Annotated in this window: 18 protein-coding genes; all 18 read right to left on the reverse strand. The window is 69.0% G+C overall.

The window, feature by feature from the left end:
* Positions 1-15 precede the first annotated feature (15 nt).
* Positions 16-1,227: a tryptophan synthase subunit beta gene (trpB, locus tag TMZ1T_RS14645; protein WP_004323339.1), complete on the reverse strand. Its 1,212-nt coding sequence runs from the start codon at positions 1,225-1,227 to the stop codon at positions 16-18.
* The gene (locus TMZ1T_RS14650; protein WP_004323337.1) at positions 1,214-1,837 is read right to left on the reverse strand and encodes a phosphoribosylanthranilate isomerase; all 624 of its coding nucleotides are present in this window, start codon (positions 1,835-1,837) and stop codon (positions 1,214-1,216) included. Before TMZ1T_RS14650 ends, trpB begins: the two co-directional genes overlap by 14 nt.
* The gene (truA, locus tag TMZ1T_RS14655) at positions 1,838-2,635 is read right to left on the reverse strand and encodes a tRNA pseudouridine(38-40) synthase TruA (protein WP_004323335.1); all 798 of its coding nucleotides are present in this window, start codon (positions 2,633-2,635) and stop codon (positions 1,838-1,840) included. It abuts the gene before it with no gap.
* Positions 2,632-3,249, reverse strand: a complete 618-nt coding sequence (locus tag TMZ1T_RS14660) for a CbiQ family ECF transporter T component (protein ID WP_004323333.1) — start codon at positions 3,247-3,249, stop codon at positions 2,632-2,634. The genes truA and TMZ1T_RS14660 overlap by 4 nt, the downstream gene beginning before the upstream one ends.
* Positions 3,250-3,308: 59 nt before the next feature.
* Entirely contained in the window at positions 3,309-6,392 is a 3,084-nt protein-coding gene (locus TMZ1T_RS14665) for a FimV/HubP family polar landmark protein (protein WP_012585802.1), read from the reverse strand.
* Positions 6,393-6,598: 206 nt separating this feature from the next.
* Entirely contained in the window at positions 6,599-7,732 is a 1,134-nt protein-coding gene (gene asd, locus TMZ1T_RS14670; RefSeq protein WP_004265800.1) for an aspartate-semialdehyde dehydrogenase, read from the reverse strand.
* A gap of 54 nt (positions 7,733-7,786) precedes the next feature.
* Positions 7,787-8,851: a 3-isopropylmalate dehydrogenase gene (gene leuB, locus TMZ1T_RS14675; protein WP_004265802.1), complete on the reverse strand. Its 1,065-nt coding sequence runs from the start codon at positions 8,849-8,851 to the stop codon at positions 7,787-7,789.
* Positions 8,852-8,887: 36 nt separating this feature from the next.
* Positions 8,888-9,526 (reverse strand): 3-isopropylmalate dehydratase small subunit, encoded by a 639-nt coding sequence (leuD, locus tag TMZ1T_RS14680; protein WP_012585803.1) that lies wholly within the window; start codon positions 9,524-9,526, stop codon positions 8,888-8,890.
* Positions 9,526-9,654 carry an entericidin A/B family lipoprotein gene (locus tag TMZ1T_RS14685; RefSeq protein WP_004265808.1) on the reverse strand — a complete coding sequence of 43 codons (129 nt, stop codon included), beginning with the start codon at positions 9,652-9,654 and terminating at the stop codon, positions 9,526-9,528. The genes leuD and TMZ1T_RS14685 overlap by 1 nt, the downstream gene beginning before the upstream one ends.
* Before the next feature lie 28 nt (positions 9,655-9,682).
* Positions 9,683-11,089: a 3-isopropylmalate dehydratase large subunit gene (gene leuC / locus TMZ1T_RS14690; RefSeq protein ID WP_012585804.1), complete on the reverse strand. Its 1,407-nt coding sequence runs from the start codon at positions 11,087-11,089 to the stop codon at positions 9,683-9,685.
* Positions 11,090-11,165: 76 nt separating this feature from the next.
* Entirely contained in the window at positions 11,166-11,981 is an 816-nt protein-coding gene (locus TMZ1T_RS14695) for a M48 family metallopeptidase (RefSeq protein WP_004265813.1), read from the reverse strand.
* A gap of 7 nt (positions 11,982-11,988) precedes the next feature.
* Positions 11,989-13,158, reverse strand: coding sequence for an MFS transporter (locus tag TMZ1T_RS14700; RefSeq protein WP_004265815.1), 1,170 nt, complete (start codon positions 13,156-13,158; stop codon positions 11,989-11,991).
* 87 nt (positions 13,159-13,245) lie between these two features.
* Positions 13,246-14,376 (reverse strand): chorismate synthase, encoded by a 1,131-nt coding sequence (aroC, locus tag TMZ1T_RS14705; protein ID WP_004265816.1) that lies wholly within the window; start codon positions 14,374-14,376, stop codon positions 13,246-13,248.
* A gap of 95 nt (positions 14,377-14,471) precedes the next feature.
* The gene (gene ilvN / locus TMZ1T_RS14710) at positions 14,472-14,789 is read right to left on the reverse strand and encodes an acetolactate synthase small subunit (RefSeq protein WP_004265834.1); all 318 of its coding nucleotides are present in this window, start codon (positions 14,787-14,789) and stop codon (positions 14,472-14,474) included.
* On the reverse strand, positions 14,789-16,456 hold the full coding sequence (ilvB, locus tag TMZ1T_RS14715; RefSeq protein ID WP_012585806.1) for an acetolactate synthase large subunit: 1,668 nt from the start codon (positions 16,454-16,456) through the stop codon (positions 14,789-14,791). The genes ilvN and ilvB overlap by 1 nt, the downstream gene beginning before the upstream one ends.
* A gap of 299 nt (positions 16,457-16,755) precedes the next feature.
* Positions 16,756-18,417 (reverse strand): long-chain-fatty-acid--CoA ligase, encoded by a 1,662-nt coding sequence (locus TMZ1T_RS14720; protein ID WP_012585807.1) that lies wholly within the window; start codon positions 18,415-18,417, stop codon positions 16,756-16,758.
* Positions 18,418-18,630: 213 nt separating this feature from the next.
* Positions 18,631-19,080, reverse strand: a complete 450-nt coding sequence (locus TMZ1T_RS14725; RefSeq protein WP_004265841.1) for a CBS domain-containing protein — start codon at positions 19,078-19,080, stop codon at positions 18,631-18,633.
* Positions 19,081-19,172: 92 nt separating this feature from the next.
* Entirely contained in the window at positions 19,173-19,496 is a 324-nt protein-coding gene (gene fdxA, locus TMZ1T_RS14730; protein ID WP_004265844.1) for a ferredoxin FdxA, read from the reverse strand.
* Positions 19,497-19,585: the final 89 nt, after the last annotated feature.

The following is a 19,585-nucleotide window of genomic DNA, read 5'->3' on the forward strand; positions in this document are numbered from 1 at the left end:
GGTTCGGATTCAGGTTCAGAACTGGATGCCGGAGCGCTCGGCGACGGTGTGCATGTCCTTGTCGCCGCGCCCGGAGAGGTTGACCAGCAGGATCTTGTCCTTGGGCAGGGAGGGCGCCAGCTTGGCGGCGTAGGCGAGCGCGTGCGAGGACTCGAGCGCCGGAATGATGCCCTCCAGCCGGCACAGCTTGTGGAAGGCCTCGAGCGCCTCGGCGTCGGTGATGCCGACATACTCGGCGCGTGCGGTGTCCTTCAGCCAGGCGTGCTCGGGACCGACGCCCGGGTAGTCGAGTCCGGCGGAGACCGAGTGCGTCTCGATGATCTGCCCGTCCTCGTCCTGCAGCAGGTAGGTGCGGTTGCCGTGCAGCACACCGGGGCGGCCGGCGGTCAGCGAGGCCGAGTGGCGCCCCGTGTCCAGGCCGTCGCCGGCGGCTTCGACGCCGACAAGCCTGACGCCCGGCACGCCGATGTAGGGATGGAAGATGCCCATCGCGTTGGAGCCGCCGCCCACGCAGGCGATCACGTAGTCGGGCTGGCGGCCCACCATGTCGGGCATCTGCACCAGGCATTCCTTGCCAATCACCGACTGGAAGTCGCGCACCATCATCGGATACGGGTGCGGGCCGGCGACGGTGCCGATGATGTAGAAGGTATCGGCGACGTTGGTCACCCAGTCGCGCATGGCTTCGTTGAGCGCATCCTTGAGCGTCTTCGAGCCGGACTCGACCGGCACCACGGTGGCGCCGAGCAGCTTCATGCGGTAGACGTTGGCGGCCTGGCGCTTGACGTCTTCCGAACCCATGTAGACCACGCACTCCATGCCGTAGCGTGCGGCCACGGTGGCGGTGGCCACACCGTGCTGGCCGGCACCGGTCTCGGCGATCACGCGCGGCTTGCCCATGCGGCGGGCGACCATGGCCTGGCCGATGCAGTTGTTCACCTTGTGCGCGCCGGTGTGGTTGAGATCCTCGCGCTTGAGGTAGATCTGCGCGCCGCCAAGGAGCTCCGACCAGCGCTTGGCATGGTAGATCGGGCTCGGGCGGCCGACGTAGTGCTTGAGCTCGTACTCGAACTCGGCGACGAACGCCGGATCGTTCTGGCAGGCCGCGTAGGCCTCGCGCAGCTCGGCGAGCGCCGGCATCAGGGTTTCGGCGACGAAGATGCCGCCGTAGGGCCCGAAATGCCCGCTCGCGTCGGGAAACTGGTAAGGCGTGTCAGCCATCTGCATGTCGAACTCCGGCGATGAACGCGGCGATCATGTCCGCGTCCTTGATTCCCTTGGCACTCTCGACCCCGCTCGACACATCCACCGCCCACGGGCGGATGCGGCGCACGGCGTCGCCCACGTTGTCCGCGTCGAGTCCGCCCGAAAGCACGAGCGGACGCTTGAAGCCTGCGGGGATCAGCGTCCAGTCGAAGGTCCTGCCCCCGCCGCCATAGCCGTCGACGAAGGCGTCGACCAGGATGCCGCTCGCGCGCGGGTACGAAGCCGCGAATTCTAGCAGATCGACCCCGGGCCGCATTCGCGCCGCCTTGATCCACGCGCGCCCGTGACGGGCACAGTCGGACTCGCTTTCGTCACCGTGGAACTGCAGAAGTTGCAGCGGAACGCGCGCGAGTACCGCCTCGACCTCGCCGGGAGCGGGATTGACGAAGAGGCCGACCGAGACGACGAAGGGGGGCAGCAGCGCGACGAGCTCGGCAGCCTGCTCTATGGAGACCGCACGCGGGCTGGGCGGGTAGAACACGAAGCCGATCGCGTCGGCACCGCTATCGACAGCCGCGCGCACGTCCTGCGGCCGTGTCAGGCCGCAGATCTTGATTCGGGTACGGAACATTCAGACGAGGGGTAGCTGGGGCAGCGCGATGATACGCCCATCACCCGGCAGCGACCAGCGCGGCGGGTAGGCCACGCCGCACAGGTAGAGCCCGTCCGGGGAGAAGGTCGGCGCCGCGCGCGCGCGGTCGCGGGCCTCGAGCAGCTCGCGCATCCACGCCACCGGATAGCGCCCCTTGCCGACGTACACCAGCGCGCCGACCAGGTTGCGGATCATGTGGTGGAGGAAGCCGTTGGCGCGGAAATCGAACAGCAGGTACTCGCCCTGGCGGACCACGCGGGCCTCGTGCATCACCCGCACCGGCGTCTTCGCCTGACAGCCGGCAGCGCGAAAACTTGAGAAGTCGTGGGTGCCGACCAGGCACTGCGCGGCGGCGGCCATGCGCTCGACGTCGAGCGCCGGGTGGTACCAGCCCACCCGCCCGGCCAGCATCGCCGGCCGCGTCGGCGCATTGTGCAGGATGTAGCGGTACTGCCGCTCGCAGGCCAGGAAGCGGGCGTGGAAGTCGTCGCCCACCTCGGTCGACCAGCGCACCACCACGGCCGGCGGCAGCAGCGCGTTGACACCGCGCACCCAGGCCGAGGCCGGGCGCACGGCGCGGGTGTCGAAATGCGCCACCTGCGCGCTCGCATGCACGCCGGTGTCGGTGCGTCCGGCGCAGTGGGTGCGCACCGGCTCGCCCGCGATCTGCGCGAGCGCGCGCTCGAGCACGTCCTGCACGGTGCGGCCATGGGCCTGGCTCTGCCAGCCGCAGAAGGCGTCGCCGGCGTATTCGAGGCCGAGCACGATGCGCCTCATGCCAGGCTCCACCACAGCAGCGCGCCGAAGAGCGCACCCGCCAGCAGCCCCTCGCCCAGTCCGAGGCGCTCGCGCGCCAGCACCACCGGCGCCGCTTCGGCGGCCGCGTCGGACGGAGACTCGTCTGCCAGCCAGTGTCGCCAGTCGGCCGGCCCCTGCCCGCGCGGCGAGGCCTCGACGTAGCGCAGCACCAGCAAGAGGCGCAGGGCGAGGCGTTCGGGCGCCACGCCGACCAGGCGCAGCGGGCGCGACAGCGCGTACAGGCCACCGACCAGGCGCGCGAGCGGCAGGCGCTCGAGCAGGATGCCGACCGCGCACACCACGGCGAGCAGCCGCCCGGCATGCAGCGCCGCGAGCGCAAGCCCCTCGCGTGTCGGCCCCAGGTGCGGCCAGTCGAGCAGCACCGCCTCGCCCGGGGTGAACCAGGCGAAGAGGATGGCGATCGCGATCAGCAGCACGCGGATCCGCCGCACGAGGCGCCAGGTGCGCGCGCGCGCGAAGACGGCGGCCGCGAGCGCACAGGCCGCGACCGCGACGCCGAGCGCAGCGGACGGCAGGAGCTGGACGGCGGCGACCGCCGCGAGCCAGAGGAGCAGGACAAGGCCGGAGTGCATCGGTAAACGGAAAAGGCCGCCGCGAGCCCGCGCTCGTGGCGGCCTGCCGGCGGGGGCGTTCAGCCCAGGCGCGCGATCATATCGCGGGCCGTGGTCTGCTGTCGCGGCGTCCCCTCGGCGACCACTTCCTCGAGCAATTCGAGCGCACCTTCCTTGTCGCCCATCTCCTCGTAGGCGCGGGCCAGTTCGAGCTTGGTCTCGGCCTCCTCGTTCATCGACCCCGGCGCTTCCGCGCCGCCTGCGGCCGGCTGGTCGAACTGGGTGTCGGCCACCGAGAACGGCACCGCATCGAACGCGGCACCGGCTTCGGCGGGCAGCGCCTCGAGGTCGAGATCGATCGAGGTCAGGTCGAGCCCGGCCGGCACCGCGGCCTGGGTCGGGGTCGCCGGTGCGTCGAGCTCGAAGTCGAAGTCGAGCAGGCTGGAGTCGAAGGCGGTCTTCTCGAGGTCGACCACGGCCTCGTCGGCCGTGCCCGCAGGGGCCGCCGGCGGCGGCGCGAGCTCGTCGTCGAGCGTGCCGGTGGCGCTGACCACGGTCGCATCGAGATCGAAGGCCTCGCCGCCCGGAGCCTCCATGCCGGGGAGCTCGAAGTCGAGGTTGCTGATCGTGCCGGAGTCTTCCACCGAGATCGTCGGCGCGGAGGCGAACGCCTCGGGTGCGGGTGCGGCTTCGATCGCGGCGGGGCTGGCCGGCTGCGGCTCGCGCGCCGCGGCGTCGAGGGACTCGTCGGGTTCGCCAAGATCGAGGTCGAAGGTCAGCCCGCCATCAGCGGCCGGCTCGGAAGCGGGAATGAAAGCTGGGGCCGGGGGAGGCGGCTCCTCGTCCGCGGCTTCCAGGGTGAGATCGAACTCGCGACCGAGGCCGGGCGTGGTCGCCGACAGGTCGGGCATCGCGGTGGGCGTGTCATCCGCGAGGTCGAGCTCGAAGTCGAGCGCACCGGTGTCGAAGGGGATCTCGTCGGCCAGGGGCGCAGCCGGCGCCCCCTCTCCGGCCGGCTCGCCTGCCGGACCCTCACGCTCGCCCGAGGCGAACTTGTTCAGCTCTCCCGGCAATGTCCACGTGTCGCGCATCTGCGAGTGGCTGGGCTGCGCAGCGGCCGCCGCGGTGAAATCGAGCGAGGCCAGCTCCGGCCCGGTCGGTGCGGCCTCGGCTGTGGTCGCGGCGGCGCCTGCGACAGCGACGCCCGCTGCCGCAGCGACCGTCGGTGCCACCGCGGGCTCGCCCTGCGGCGCGCGCTGCGCACCCGTGTCGCCACGCTCCGCAGCATAGAGCGGATTCTCCGGATCGAGCCGGCGCCCCAGCGCAGCAGCCTTCTCCCAGTCGCGCCCCTGGCCGCCGGAGCGTGCGAAAAGCTCGCTCGCCACCGTCTCGAACTGGCGCGTGCTGCGGCGCTGGGCATAGATCTCGAGCAGCTTGAGATGGATCGCGGCACGGCCCGGATCGGCCTTGAGGGCATCCTGCAGGATTTCCTCTGCCTGCGCGTCACGGCCGTAGGCCATGTAGACGTCCGCTTCGGCCACCGGGTCCACGCCCTCGTCGGTATCGATCGAGGACAGCCCGGAATGGCTGAAGTCGGTGTGCATGATGCTGGTGGCACCGGTATCGACGCTCTGGCCGCCGGTGCCCGCGAACACGCTCTGGCCGCTGCTGCCCACCGAGGCGGCACCGAGGGCGGCCTCGGCAGCACGGATCTCTTCTTCCTTGCGGCGCTGGCGCGCCTTCAGGCCTGCGTAGGCGAGCAACAGCGCGAGGATGCCACCACCGCCGTAGAGCAGGGTCGGATCCTCCATCAGGGTATCGACGAAGCCGGGTGCGGCTGCGGGCTCGACTGCCGCGGCCGGCGCGGCGGGCGGCTTGGGCGCGGGCGCCGGAGCGGGCGCCGGAGCCGGCACAGGCGCCGACACCGGAGGCGCGGCCGGCGCAGGCGCCGGGGCGGATTCGGCCACAGGGCCCGGCACGGCCGCAGGGGCCGGTAGTGCCTTGGCCGCCTCGACTGGCGGGGTCACGACGGGTGCTTCGGCCGCCGCCACGCTCTGGGCGGGCGCGCCGGACGAGGCCTGCAACTGGCCCATGGTGCCGCTCTGCACCTCGAGCAGGCGCTGCAGGTCGCGAATGCTGCGCTCGAGCCGGACAAGACGCTCGTTGGCCTCCTCGAGCGCCTTCGAACGCGTGGTGAGTTCTTCTTCCAGCACCTGCAGGCGCGCCTCTCCGCCCGCGTCCGCACCGGTGTCGCTGCGCGAGACCGTCACCTTGTCGCCCGCCTCGGTCGCCGCGGCGGGCTCCTGGACGCGCGGCACGATACGTCCGCCGCTCTCCTGTACAGCGGCGGGTTCGGGCGCGCGTGCCGCGACCGAAGTCGCGAGGCCGCGCCGGTAGGCGTCGAAGTCGGCGGCCTGGGCGCGGATCTCGCGGCGCGCCTCGCCGGCGTCGATGGCGCGCACGGCATCGGCGCCGGGGACATTGAGGACCGTTCCGGCGCGCAAACGGTTGATGTTGCCGCCGTCGAAGGCCTGGGGGTTCGCGCGCAGCAGCGCGATCAGCATCTGGTCGAGCGTGGTGCCGGGGTGCGCATTCGCGCTCGCGATGCGGTGCATGGTGTCGCCGCGCCGCACCGTCCAGGTGTCGGCGGGCGCGGGCGCGACGGGCGCGGCACGCATCGGCGCGGGCGCCGCCACGGCGGCGCGTGGCGCGCCGCGCACGGGCCGCGCCGCTGGAGTCTCGATCGCCGCTGCAAGCGGTCGCGGGGCGGAGAGCTCGACCGGATCGAGCAGGAAGGTGTATTCGCGCACCAGATTGCCGCCCGCCCAGTCGAGCTCGACGAGCAGGTCGACGAAGGGATCGTTGATCGGCCGGTCGCTGGTGAGACGGACGACGGGACGCGCGGCGCGCGTATCCACGCTGACGCGGATCGTGCTCACCGCGGAGCCGTAGCTCAGGTTCGCACGCCGGAACGCGTCTGCCGAGGCGATGCGGGCGCTCAGCGACTGCAGTTCCTGCGCGCTGGCGGAGATCTGGATCTCGGCGCGCAGCGGCTGACCCAATCCGCTGAGCACGTTGATCTGACCGAGCCCGGCCGCCTGCACGGACAGCGGAAGCGCGGCGATGGAGAGGGCGAGCAGGGAAGCCCGGACCGATTTTGTCATTTTGGATCTCAAAACTCGTTCCCCCGCAACGGAGCATCACGGTCGATTTCACCGCGTCTGGCCTAGGAATCTAGCATTTCCCGGCTTGCATCGCATTAGCCGGGCCTGATTCGTACCCGTCCGGTGTGAAGAAATACCGCCTTTCGACACGAGTTCGCAACAAAAAGGGGGGCTTTCGCCCCCCTTGCCAGACTGCCGCGAAACGCTCAGCGCTCAAGCAGGATGCGCAGCATGCGGCGCAGCGGCTCGGCCGCCCCCCACAGCAGCTGGTCGCCGACGGTGAAGGCGCCAAGGTACTCGGGACCCATCGCCATCTTGTGCAGGCGGCCGACCGGGACGGTGAGCGTGCCGGTGACGGCGGTCGGCGTGAGCTCGCGCTCGGTGATCTCGCGGTCGTTGGGCACCACCTTCACCCACGGGTTGGCACCGGCGATGATCTCGGTGATCTCGTCGAGCGGTACGTCCTTCTTGAGCTTGATGGTGAGCGCCTGCGAGTGGCAGCGCATCGCCCCGATGCGCACGCACAGGCCGTCGATCGGGATCGAGCCCGGGGTGCGGAAGGCCGGGTTGCCGAGGATCTTGTTGCACTCGGCGCCGCCCTTCCATTCTTCCTTGCTCTGGCCGTGCTCGACCGGGACGTCGATCCACGGGATGAGGCTGCCGGCGAGCGGGGTGTTGCGGAAGTTCTTCTTCGGGAAGGCGTCCGAGCGCATGGTTTCGGCAACCTTGCGGTCGATCTCGAGGATGGCCGAGGCCGGGTCGGCGAGCAGGTCCTTGACCGAGTCGTGGATGGTGCCCATCTGGCTGATGAGTTCGCGCATGTTCTGCGCGCCGGCGCCCGAGGCCGCCTGGTAGGTCATCGCCGAGATCCACTCCACCAGGCCGTGCCTGAACAGGCCGCCCAAGCCCATCAGCATCAGCGACACGGTGCAGTTGCCGCCGATCCAGTTGCGCCCGCCCTTGGCGAGCGCGGCATCGATGACGTTGCGGTTGACCGGGTCGAGGATGATCACCGCGTCGTCGTTCATGCGCAGCGCCGAGGCGGCGTCGATCCAGTGGCCGTTCCAGCCGGTGGCGCGCAGCTTGGGGAAGACTTCCTTGGTGTAGTCGCCGCCTTGGCAGGTGATCACGATATCGCAGGACTTCAGTGCGTCGATGTTGCTGGCGTCCTGCAGCGGCGCGGCCGCTTCCTTGCCGCCGAAGGACGGCGCCTTGCCGCCGGCGTTCGAGGTGGAGAAATACACCGGCTCGATGAAGGCAAAGTCGCCCTCCTCCACCATCCGCTGCATCAGCACGGAACCGACCATGCCACGCCAGCCAACCAGACCGACTCGATTCATGTTCATCACTCTCAACAAAAACGTTCTTCGAAAAAGCCTTGCCAGCGCGCGAGCTTACAGCGCTGCGAGCACGGCGTCGCCCATCTCGCGGGTGCCGACGCGCTTCGTGCCCGGCTCGTAGATGTCGCCGGTACGATAGCCCTGGGCCAGCACCTTCTTGACCGCGCGCTCGATGCGCTGGGCAGCGGCCTCCTGGTTGAAGGTATAGCGCAGCATCATCGCCGCCGACAGGATGGTGGCGAGCGGGTTGGCGAGATCCTTGCCGGCGATGTCGGGCGCGGAGCCGTGCGAGGGCTCGTACATGCCCTTGTTGTCGGCGTTGAGCGAGGCCGAAGGCAGCATGCCGATCGAGCCGGTGAGCATCGAGGCCTCGTCGGACAGGATGTCGCCGAACATGTTGCCGGTGACCATCACGTCGAACTGCTTGGGGTTGCGCACCAACTGCATCGCGGCGTTGTCGACCAGCATGTGGGTGAGCTCGACCTCGGGGAACTCCTTGCTCACCTCGATCGCGATGTCGCGCCACAGCTGGGTGGTCTCGAGCACGTTCATCTTGTCGACCGAGCACAGGCGCTTGCCGCGCTTCATCGCGGCCTCGAAGGCCACGCGCAGGATGCGGCGGATCTCGTACTCGGCATAGATCATGGTGTTCCAGCCGACGCGCTGCGATTCGCCATTGACCTCGCGCAGCTCGATGCCGCGCGGCTGGCCGAAGTAGATGTCGCCGGTCAGTTCGCGCACGATCAGGATGTCCAGGCCGGCGACGATCTCGGGCTTGAGCGTCGAGGCGTTGGCCAGTTCCGGATACAGGATCGCGGGGCGCAGGTTGGCGAACAGGGCCAGCTCCTTGCGGATGCCGAGCAGACCGAGCTCGGGGCGCTGGTTGCGCGGGTGGCTGTCCCACTTCGGGCCGCCGACCGCGCCGAGCAGGATGGCGTCGGCTGCGCGCGCCAGCTGGAGGGTGGCCTCGGGCAGCGGATTGCCGGTGGCATCCACAGCGCAGCCGCCCACCAGGGCCTCTTCCATCTCGAACTGGAGATCGAGCGCGTTCAGCACGCGCACGGCCTGCGCCATGATCTCGGGGCCGATGCCGTCACCCGGCAGCACGCAAATCTTCATCGGATCGTTTTCCTCGGTTCGGTGAGCCAGGCCGGCTCAGGCAAAGTAATAAGGGTGTTGGGCGCGGCGCTGCTCTTCAAAGGCGCGGATCTTGTCGGCGTGGCGCAGCGTGAGGCCGATGTCGTCCCAGCCGTTGAGCAGGCATTCCTTGCGGAAGGGGTCGATGTCGAAGGCGATCGACTTGCCGTCCGGGCGGGTGATCGTCTGCGCGGCGAGGTCGACCTTCAGGCGGTAGCCCGCGCTGGCCTCGCACTGGCGGAACAGCTCGTCGACCTCTGCGGCATCCAGCTTGATCGGCAGCAGGCCGTTCTTGAAGCTGTTGTTGAAGAAGATGTCAGCGAAGCTCGGCCCGATCAGCACGCGAAAGCCGTAGTCCTCGAGCGCCCACGGCGCGTGCTCGCGCGAGCTGCCGCAACCGAAGTTGTCGCGGGTGAGGAGGATCTGCGCGCCCTGGTAGCGCGCCTGGTTGAGCACGAAGTCGGGGTTGAGCGGACGCTTGCTGTTGTCCGCGCCGGGCTGGCCGACGTCGAGGTAGCGCCACTCGTCGAAGGCGTTGGGGCCGAAGCCGCTGCGCTTGATCGACTTGAGGAACTGCTTGGGGATGATCGCGTCGGTATCGACGTTGGCGCGGTCGAGCGGCGCGACCAGCCCGTCGAGCTGGGTAAACGGCTTCATTATTTGACTGCCCTCTGGATGGCCTCGCCACCCCTTTCGATGTCCTTGCCGACGCCCTGCACGGTGTTGCAGGCCATGGAGACGAAGCCGGCGACGAGCGCCGCGGCGATCAGTGCGAGTTTCTTCATTGCCTTCTCCTCTGTCCGGAACGCCCGCTCAGAGCGCGCGCACGTCGGTGAAGCGGCCGGTGACCGCGGCGGCCGCGGCCATCGCCGGGCTGACCAGGTGGGTGCGCCCCCCCGCACCCTGGCGGCCCTCGAAGTTGCGGTTCGAGGTCGAGGCGCAGCGCTCGCCAGGCTCGAGGCGGTCGGCGTTCATCGCCAGGCACATCGAACAGCCCGGCTCGCGCCACTCGAAGCCGGCGGCGAGGAAGATCTCGTGCAGGCCCTCCGCCTCGGCCTGGCGCTTGACCAGGCCGGAGCCCGGCACCACCAGCACGCGCTTGACGCTGGCGGCCTTGCTGCGGCCCTTGGCCACCGCGGCAGCCTCACGCAAATCCTCGATGCGCGAGTTGGTGCACGAGCCGATGAAGACCTGGTCGACCGGGATGTCGGTGATCGGGGTGTTGGCCTCGAGGCCCATATACTTGAGCGCGCGCTCGATGCCCTCGCGGCGCACCGGGTCGGTGACGGCGGCGGGATCGGGCACACGGCCGTCGACCGTGGTGACCATCTCGGGCGAGGTGCCCCAGGTGACCTGCGGCAGGATGTCTTCGGCCTTGAGTTCGATGATCTTGTCGAACTCGGCGCCCTCGTCGCTGTGCAGGCTGCGCCAGTAGTCGACCGCCTGCTCCCACTGCGCGCCCTTGGGCGAGAAGGGGCGATCCTTCAGGTATTCGATGGTGGTCTCGTCCACGCCGACCAGCCCGGCGCGCGCGCCCGCCTCGATCGCCATGTTGCAGATCGTCATGCGGCCTTCCATCGACAGCGCGCGGATGGCGCTGCCGCCGAACTCCATCGCGTAGCCGGTGCCGCCGGCGGTGCCGATCCTGCCGATGATGGCGAGCACCACGTCCTTGGCGGTGACGCCGCGGCCGAGCTGGCCGTCGACGTGGATCAGCAGGGTCCTGGACTTCTTCTGCAGCAGGCATTGGGTGGCGAGCACGTGCTCGACCTCGGAGGTGCCGATGCCGTGCGCAAGGCAGCCGAAGGCGCCGTGCGTGGAGGTGTGGGAGTCGCCGCAGACGACGGTCATGCCCGGCAGCGTGGCGCCGTTCTCCGGCCCGATCACGTGCACGATGCCCTGGCGCGCGTCCTTGAACGGGAAATAGGCGAGCGAGCCGACCTCGCGGATGTTGGCGTCCAGCGTCTCGACCTGCTGGCGCGACACCGGGTCCTGGATGCCCAGGTCCCAGTGGTCGGTGGGCGTGTTGTGGTCGGCGGTGGCGACGATGGAGCCGACGCGCCAGGGCTTGCGCCCGGCGAGCTTGAGGCCTTCGAAGGCCTGCGGGCTGGTCACTTCGTGCACCAGGTGGCGATCGATGTAGATCAGCGCCGTGCCGTCGGCCTCCTCGTGGACCACGTGGCTGGACCAGAGCTTTTCATACAGCGTTTGAGCTTTCATCCCGGAGTGTTCCGCGTCTGAAAAAGGAATCGATTATTTCACAAAGCCTGCAAAACTGTGTAGGCACGCCCCGCCCTCAGCGCCGCGCGCCCTCGTAGAGCGGGATCACGCGTGCGGCGTACTCTGCCAGGTCGCGCTGCCGCGTCGCATGCGAGGGGTGGGTGGACAGCCACTGCGGCGGCGCGCCGGCCGACTGTCCGGCCATCTTGTTCCACAGCGTCACCGCGGCACGCGGATCGTAGCCGGCGCGTGCGGCGAGTTCCACGCCCATGCGGTCCGCCTCGGTCTCGTGCTCGCGCGAGTTGGGCAGCTCGAAGGTCACCTTGGCAACCTGGCCCATGAGGTCCTGGCCGAGCTGGCCGACACCGAGCAGGGCGCCCGCGACCGAGATGCCCAGCCCGGTCGCCATCGACTTCGACACCCGCTCGCGCGCGTGCTCACGCAGCGCATGCGCGATCTCGTGGCCCATCACCGCGGCGATCTCGTCGTCGGTGAGCGCGAGGCGCTCGATCAGCCCCGTGTAGATCGCCATCTTGCCGCCGGCCATGCACCAGGCGTTGAGCTCGCTCGAGCTGAACACATGCACCTCCCAGGACCACGACGGGGCATCGGTGCGGAAGGCGCCGGTCTGCGCGGCGAGCCGCGAGACGATGCGGCGCACGCGCTGCACGGTGGCGGGGTCGCGATCGAGCGCGTTCTTGCTCCGCGCCTCGGCGACCATCTGCTGGTACTGCTGGTTCGAGGCCTGTTCGACCTCCTGCGCCGAGACCATCATCAGCTGCGAGCGCTGCACGCCGACCGCGCCGCCGTGCGTGGTCTGCACGGTCTGGCAGGCGGTGGCGATGGTGCCGGCGAGCAGCACCGGCAGGGCGATCTTGAAGATGGATTGCATGGGTCGATTACCTCCTCGGTTCGTGGAGTGCGTGCGCGGGGCGGGGTTCCCCTTTCCAGCCCAGCAGCAACCAGAGCAGGCCGGCGAGCGCGAAGCCGGAGCCGATCGTATACGTCCACGCCGGCCCGATGCCCTCCCAGGTGTAACCGCTCAGCAAGCCGCCCAGCATGCCGCCGGCCCCGAAGGAGATGCTGCCGTAGAGCGCCTGGCCGCGCGACTGCAGGCGGCCCGGAAACCACTCGTTGACCACCGCGATCGCCGCGGCGTGGTAGGCGCCGAAGGTGGCGCCGTGCAGAACCTGGGCGAGCAGCAGCAGCGCCAGGCTGTGCGCGCCCCAGCCGATCATCAGGAAGCGCGCCACCGCGCAGGCGAAGGAGAACAGCAGGATCGCACGCAGCGAAAAGCGCACCGAGATGCGCGGCATCCACATGAAGACCCCGATCTCGGCGAGCACCCCCAGCGTCCACATCCAGCCCACCACGCCCTTGTCGTAACCCATGCCGACCAGGTGGATCGAATAGAACACGTAGAGCGCGCCGTGTGCCGCCGACATCAGGAAGCAGGCGCCGAGCAGGGCACGCACCTCGGGACGGCGCAGGGTGTCGCCGAAGCTCGCGGCGTCGCGCTGCAGCGGCGGGCGCGGCGCCTCGGGGACGATGAAGCTGCACAGCACGATGCCGACGAGGATGGACATGGTGATCCACAGCACCGCCTCGATCGGCAGGCGGTCGAGCGAATGCCCGAGCGCGAGCACGGCGACGATGAAGCCGACCGAGCCCCATACGCGGATGCGGCCATAGCGGTGCGAAGCCTCGCCGAGGTGGGCGAAGGCGAGACCCTCGATCAGCGGCAGCACCGCGCTCCAGAAGAAGGCCATCAGCGCCATCGCGGCGAACAGCCCGGCGAACTCGGTAGTCAGGAAAAACACCGAGAAGCCCGCCAGGCTGGCGAGCGCCGACAGACGCACGATCGCGATACGCATCCCCAGGCGTTCCGCCAGCCAGCCCCACAGGTTGGGAGCCAGCACGCGCATCAGCTGCATCAGCGACATCAGCAGCGCGATGTCGGTGGCCGACAGCGCGATCGACTGCAGGTAGAGCGTGAAGTAGGGCGAGAACGCGCCGACGAAGGCGAAGTAGAAGAAGTAGTACGCCGACAGGCGCCAGTAGGGAATCATCGCGCCCACTCCGGGTACGCGCGCTCACCCCCTCCAGCCCCTGCGTCCGGGCGGCGCCCCGCACCGCCCCGCCCTGCCCGCATCGCCTCAGCGCGGCGAAGGCAGGCGCTGGCTCCCTGCGGGCGCGAGCGCCGGGATGCGCGGGGTGTCGGTGCGCACGTCGCCGCACTGCGCGCGATGGCGCAGCGCGTGGTCGATCAGCACCAGTGCGAGCATGGATTCGGCGATCGGCGTCGCGCGGATGCCCACGCAGGGGTCGTGGCGACCCTCGGTGGCGACCATGACGGGATTGCCTGCGCGGTCGATCGAGCGACGCTCGAGGCGGATGCTCGAGGTCGGCTTGATCGCGATGCTGGCGAGAATGTCCTGCCCGGTGGAGATGCCACCGAGCACGCCGCCCGCATGATTGGACAGGAAGCCCGCGGGCGTCATCTCGTCGCCGTGCTCGGTGCCGCGCTGCGCGACCGACTTGAACCCGGCGCCGATCTCCACGCCCTTGACCGCGTTGATGCCCATCATCGCATAGGCGATGTCGGCGTCCAGGCGGCCATACACCGGCTCGCCCCAGCCGACCGGGACGCCGCTGGCGACCACGTCGATGCGCGCGCCGATCGAGTCGCCCGACTTGCGCAGCGCGTCCATGAAGGCCTCGAGCTCGGGCACGATCGCGGCGTTGGGCGCGAAGAAGGGGTTGCCGTCGACCTCGTCCCAGGACACGAAGGGAATCTCGATCGGGCCGAGCGCACCCATGCAGGCGCGGATGACGATGCCGTGGCGCTCCTTCAGCCACTTCTTCGCGATCGCGCCGGCCGCCACCCGCACCGCGGTCTCGCGCGCCGACGAGCGCCCGCCGCCACGATGGTCGCGCAGGCCGTACTTCTGCAGGTAGGCGTAGTCGGCGTGGCCGGGGCGGAAGGTGTCGGCGATGTTGCCGTAGTCCTTGCTGCGCTGGTCCTGGTTGCGGATCAGCAGCGAGATCGGGGTGCCGGTGGTGACGCCCTCGAACACGCCGGAGAGGATCTCGACGGTGTCGGGCTCGCGGCGCTGGGTGACGTGGCGCGAGGTGCCCGGCTTGCGGCGGTCGAGCTCGGCCTGGATGTCTGCCTCGCAGATCGCCAGTCCCGGCGGGCAGCCATCGACGATGCAGCCGATCGCCGGGCCGTGGGATTCCCCGAAGGAGGTGACGGTGAAGAGCGTGCCGAGGGTGTTGCCGGACATGGATTTCCTGCCTGATCGCGATGACGGAACGGGGACGGGTCGCGAGTCTAGCACGCGTGCCGTCCCCTTCTGCTTGGGCGCCGGAGCGCCGCCCCTCAGTGGAAGAAGCCCTCCAGGCGCTCGAAGACCTCGTGCTCGGCGCCATGCCGGCGCACATTGAGCACGTCCTCGAGCTTCTCGAGCTGGCGCACCATCTGCTCGAGGCGCTGGTCCTCGAACACCAGCAGCCAGATGCGCGAGCGCTTGCCGTCGGACACCGGCATGCACAGGATGCCCTCGACGTTGAACGCGCGACGCGCGAAGAGGTTGCAGATGTGGCTCATCACCCCGGGGTGGTTGTTCACATCCAGTTCCAGAACGACCTTGGCATAGCCGGCTTGCGGCAGCGGGTCGGAAACCTGTTCGATCATCATCAGCCTCCGATCATCTCGGTGTTGGCGGCACCCGGCGGCACCATGGGGTAGACGAATTGTTCGCGGTCGATCGTCGCGTGGATCAGGCACGGACCGGGGCGGTGCAGCGCCTCGGCGAGCGCGGCGCGCGGATTGTCGGCGAGATCGAGATCCACCGCCGGCACGCCGAAGCCCTCGGCGATCTTCACGAAGTCGGGCTCGGTGCGGTACTTCGAAGCGAACAGGCGCTGACCGTAGAACAGCGTCTGCTGCTGGTACACCAGGCCGAGCGCGTTGTTGTTCATCAGCACGATCTTGACGTTCAGACCCTCCTCGGCCAGCGTCGCAAGCTCCTGGATGTTCATCTTGAAGCTGCCGTCGCCGGTGAAGCAGACCACGGTGCGCCCGGGCTCGGCGAGCGCGGCGCCGAGCGCGCTCGGCAGGCCGAAGCCCATCGTGCCCAGGCCGCCCGAGGTGAGCCACTGGCGCGGCCGGCGGAAGGGATAGGCCTGCGCCACCCACATCTGATGCTGGCCGACGTCGGTGGCGACGATGGCGCGGTCGTCGAGCGCGGCGGCGACCGCCTGGATGAGGCCGTAGTGGGTGCGCGGGTCGTCCTGGCCGGGGAACTGCATCGGGAAGCGCGTCTTCAGGCTGTCGACATGCGACAGCCAGCGCTTGCGCAGCGTCGCCTGCACGCGCGGCAGCAGCGCCTCGAGCGCGCACTTGACGTTGGCGTGGATGGCGACGTGGGCGTTCTTGATCTTGTGCAGCTCGGAGCGGTCGATGTCGATGTGGACGATCTTCGCGTTCGGGCAGAACTGCGCGGCGCGGCCGATCGCGCGGTCGTCGAAGCGTGCGCCCACGCACACCAGCACATCGGCCTCCTCGAGCACGAAGTTGGTGTAGCGCGCGCCGTGCATGCCGAGCATGCCGATCGACAGCGGGTGGTCCATCGGCATCGCACCGAGCGCCATCAGCGTCATCGTGGTGGGCAGGCCGGCCTGTTCGGCCAGCTGCACCGCCAGCGGCGCGGCGCCGGAGGCGACCACCCCGCCACCGAGGTAGAGCACCGGCTGCTCGGCCTCGTTGATCATCTTCGCCGCCAGCTCCACCGCCGCCAGGTCGAGCTGCGGGGCCGGATCGGCGACCGCCGGGGCGGGAAACTCCGCGACCGCGACGAGCTGGTTCTGCACATCCTTGGGCACGTCGATCAGCACCGGGCCGGGACGGCCGGACATGGCGATGCGGAAGGCGTCCGGAATGACCTCGAGCAGCTCCTGCGCCGAGCGCACGAGGAAGTTGTGCTTGGTGATCGGCACCGTGATGCCATAGATGTCGACCTCCTGGAAGGCGTCGGTGCCGATCATCGCCTGCGGCACCTGCCCGGTGATGACGACCATCGGGATGGAATCCAGGCAGGCGTCGGCGATCGCGGTGACCAGGTTGGTCGCGCCCGGACCGCTCGAGGCGATGCACACCTGCGGCACGCCCGAGACGCGCGCCATGCCCTGGGCGATGAAGCCCGCGCCCTGCTCGTGGCGGGCGAGCACGTGGTGGATGTGCTCGCTGCCCGAGAGCGCATCGTAGAAGGGCAGGATCGCGCCGCCGGGAATGCCGGCGACGGTGCGCACGCCCTGGCGCTCGAGAAGGCGCACCATCAGTTGCGCGCCGGTCATTTGCATCATGTTGCTCTCCTTGGCTTCGGGTTCGACGGCCGGACCGGCGGGCACAAAAGCAAGACCCCCGCCGGGCTTGCGCGCCGACGGGGGTCTGGTATTCCTGATTCTCGAGTGTCCGGTCCCGTTACGTCGCGCGCATGCCTACGCCTACTACGCGTACTACAACGACCAGCGACAGGAGCGAGGGACGGCCGGAAACGGACATTGGAACGGATCTGCAAGAAAGCGTAAACAACGTGACGGCGAGTTTAATCACGAAAAGCTGCACTGCACAAGAAAATTTTCGCGTGCCGGACCGCGCGCGCTCACTTCGGCCGCAGCTCGCGGCGCAGGATCTTGCCGACGTTGCTCTTGGGCAGTTCGTCGCGGAACTCGACGTGGTGCGGCACCTTGTAGCCGGTGAGGTTCTCGCGGCAGAAGGCGATCAGGGCCTCGGCCGTCAGCTCCGGATCCTTGCGCACCACGAAGACCTTCACCGCCTCGCCGCTGCGCTCGTCGGGTACGCCGATCGCGGCGACCTCGAGCACGCCCGGATGAGCGGCGACCACGTCCTCGACCTCGTTCGGGTACACGTTGAAGCCGGACACCAGGATCATGTCCTTCTTGCGATCGACCAGGCGCACGAAGCCGCGCTCGTCGACGGTGGCGATGTCGCCCGTGCGCAGGAAACCGTCGTGCGTGAAGATGCGCGCGGTCTCCTCGGGGCGCTGCCAGTAGCCCGGCGTGACCTGCGGACCGCGCACGCAGAGCTCGCCGCGCTGGCCGAGCGGCACCTCATGCCCGGCATCGTCGCGGATGCTGATCTCGGTGGAGGACACCGGCAGGCCGATCGAATGGTTGAACTCGGCGAGATCGAGCGGGTTGATCGTCACCGCCGGCGAGGTCTCGGTGAGGCCGTAGGCCTCGACCAGAGACACCCCGGTGACCTTCTTCCACTTCTCGGCGACCACCTGCTGCACCGCCATGCCGCCGCCCAGGCTCACCCGCAGCGTGGAGAAGTCCAGCTTGGCGAACTCGGGGTTGTTGAGCAGTGCGTTGAACAGCGTGTTGACCCCGGTGATCGCGGTGAAGCGGTGCTGGCCGAGCTCCTTGATGAAGCCCGGGATGTCGCGCGGGTTGGGGATCAGCACGTTCTTGGCGCCGATCTTCAGGAAGGTGAGGCAGTTCGCGGTAAGCGAGAAGATGTGGTAGAGCGGCAGCGCGGTGATGATGATTTCCTTGCCCTCGCCCACGTAGGGGGCGATCCACGCATGCGCCTGCTGCAGGTTGGCGATGACGTTGCGATGAGTGAGCATGGCCCCCTTGGCCACTCCGGTCGTGCCGCCGGTGTATTGCAGGAAGGCGACGTCCTCATGGCCCACCTGCGCCGGCTGCAGCTCGTGGGCAGCGCCGCGCTGCAAGGCCGTGGAAAAGCGCACGTGGCCGTCGAGCCGCCACGGCGGCACCAGCTTGCGCACCTTGCGCACGACGAAGTTCACGATCGCGCCCTTGACCAGGCCGAGCATTTCGCCCAGGCTGGTGACCACGATGTGGCGTATCGGCACCTGCGCCCGCACATGCTCGAGCGTGTGGGCGAAGTTCTCCAGGATCACGATGACCTCGGCGCCGGAGTCCTTCAACTGGTGCTCGAGCTCGCGCGCGGTGTAGAGCGGATTGACGTTGACCACCGTGTAGCCCGCGCGCAGCGTGCCGAAGAGCGCGATCGGGTACTGCAGCACGTTGGGCATCATCAGCGCGACGCGCGCACCGCGGGGCAGCTTCAGCGCGCCCTGCAGCCAGGCGCCGAAGCGCGCACTGAGCGCGTCGAGCTCCGCGTAGGTGATCGACTTGCCCATGCAGTGATAGGCGGTCTTGTCCGCATAGCGCGCCACGCTGCGCTCGAACAGGTCACCCAGGGAACGGAATTCGTCGACGTCGATTTCCGCCGGAATGCCCGGGGGGTAGCTCTTCAGCCAGATTTTTTCCATGGTCTCCTCCTTTTGCTGGAAATACCGCCGGAGCGCCGCGATGGCGCCCCGGCTCCGCCCTCCCAAGGCGTCGGACGGGCAAGCGGCCCTTCCGTTCATTCCAACCATGCCGCACCCGATCTTGGTGTGGGTGTCGACCGAACGGGCGCAGCCCGTTCCTGGAGGTGCGGCGGTTCGACCGCCGCTGCCGGGCGCGGGGCCCGGCGATGCTGCTTATTCCTCGCCCTCGCCCGCGGGCCAGTTGCGGATGTAGTTCTTGAGCATGCGGTTCTCGAAGCTCTGCTCCTCGAGCACCGCCTTGGCGACGTCGTGGAAACTCACCACACCGAGCAGCGTGTTGCCGTCCATCACCGGCAGGTAGCGCTGGTGGTGCTCGACCATCAGCCGGCGCAGCTCGTCCATCTCCATGTCGGGCGCGGCCACGCGCGGCTCGCGCAGCATGACCGCCTCGACCTGCAGCGACTGCCAGTCCGCCCCGCCCTGCTGCACCGCCTGCAACACCTGCCGGAAGGTGAGCATGCCGACCATCTCGCCACGCGAGAACACGACCAGCGAGCCGACGTCCTGCTCGTTCATGATCTCGACCGCCTCGGCGATGGGTCGGTTGGGGCCGATGGTGAATAACACCTTGCCCTTGATCGCGAGAATCTCGCTCACCAGCATGTCGGTCTCCGTGCCGTTGCACTTACAGGTTTGATGACGCTCACCATCTTAGTGCATCGCCGCGTGCGCGCAAAGCCAGCCGCGGCGTGCCTTCAGCGCTTCAGCTCGCCGAGCTTGCCCTTGATGCGGGCCCAGTGGTCGGCATCCGGCAGAGGATCCTTGCGCTCGACGATCGGCTTCCATTGTTTGGCCAGTTCGGCGTTGAGCGCGATGTAACCCTTCTGGTCGTCCGGCACGTCGTCCTCGGAATAGATCGCCTCGACCGGACACTCGGCCACGCACAAGGTGCAGTCGATGCACTCCTCCGGATCGATGACAAGGAAGTTGGGCCCCTCGCGGAAACAGTCGACCGGACAGACGTCCACGCAGTCGGTGTATTTGCAGCGTATGCAGCGCTCGGTAACGACGTAGGTCATCTCGACTCTCCAGGCAGGATCGGCCGCCACCCGCTGCGGCTGGCCGAAGGGGGGACAATATAGACCAGCCCTTGGCTTTTTTGCCACGG

It is taken from the genome of Thauera aminoaromatica (genome assembly GCF_000021765.1).
GTDB lineage: Bacteria > Pseudomonadota > Gammaproteobacteria > Burkholderiales > Rhodocyclaceae > Thauera > Thauera aminoaromatica.

Coding starts and splice junctions, on each gene's coding strand:
- fdxA (WP_004265844.1), bottom strand. CDS start 19,496: ATGACCTACGTCGTTACCGAGCGCTGCATACGCTGCAAATACACCGAC.
- TMZ1T_RS14720 (WP_012585807.1), bottom strand. CDS start 18,417: ATGGAAAAAATCTGGCTGAAGAGCTACCCCCCGGGCATTCCGGCGGAA.
- truA (WP_004323335.1), bottom strand. CDS start 2,635: ATGAGGCGCATCGTGCTCGGCCTCGAATACGCCGGCGACGCCTTCTGC.
- leuD (WP_012585803.1), bottom strand. CDS start 9,526: ATGAAGCCGTTTACCCAGCTCGACGGGCTGGTCGCGCCGCTCGACCGC.
- aroC (WP_004265816.1), bottom strand. CDS start 14,376: ATGTCCGGCAACACCCTCGGCACGCTCTTCACCGTCACCTCCTTCGGG.
- ilvB (WP_012585806.1), bottom strand. CDS start 16,456: ATGATGCAAATGACCGGCGCGCAACTGATGGTGCGCCTTCTCGAGCGC.
- trpB (WP_004323339.1), bottom strand. CDS start 1,227: ATGCAGATGGCTGACACGCCTTACCAGTTTCCCGACGCGAGCGGGCAT.
- ilvN (WP_004265834.1), bottom strand. CDS start 14,789: ATGATGATCGAACAGGTTTCCGACCCGCTGCCGCAAGCCGGCTATGCC.
- asd (WP_004265800.1), bottom strand. CDS start 7,732: ATGAATCGAGTCGGTCTGGTTGGCTGGCGTGGCATGGTCGGTTCCGTG.
- leuB (WP_004265802.1), bottom strand. CDS start 8,851: ATGAAGATTTGCGTGCTGCCGGGTGACGGCATCGGCCCCGAGATCATG.
- leuC (WP_012585804.1), bottom strand. CDS start 11,089: ATGAAAGCTCAAACGCTGTATGAAAAGCTCTGGTCCAGCCACGTGGTC.
- TMZ1T_RS14725 (WP_004265841.1), bottom strand. CDS start 19,080: ATGCTGGTGAGCGAGATTCTCGCGATCAAGGGCAAGGTGTTATTCACC.
- TMZ1T_RS14665 (WP_012585802.1), bottom strand. CDS start 6,392: ATGACAAAATCGGTCCGGGCTTCCCTGCTCGCCCTCTCCATCGCCGCG.
- TMZ1T_RS14695 (WP_004265813.1), bottom strand. CDS start 11,981: ATGCAATCCATCTTCAAGATCGCCCTGCCGGTGCTGCTCGCCGGCACC.
- TMZ1T_RS14660 (WP_004323333.1), bottom strand. CDS start 3,249: ATGCACTCCGGCCTTGTCCTGCTCCTCTGGCTCGCGGCGGTCGCCGCC.
- TMZ1T_RS14685 (WP_004265808.1), bottom strand. CDS start 9,654: ATGAAGAAACTCGCACTGATCGCCGCGGCGCTCGTCGCCGGCTTCGTC.
- TMZ1T_RS14650 (WP_004323337.1), bottom strand. CDS start 1,837: ATGTTCCGTACCCGAATCAAGATCTGCGGCCTGACACGGCCGCAGGAC.
- TMZ1T_RS14700 (WP_004265815.1), bottom strand. CDS start 13,158: ATGATTCCCTACTGGCGCCTGTCGGCGTACTACTTCTTCTACTTCGCC.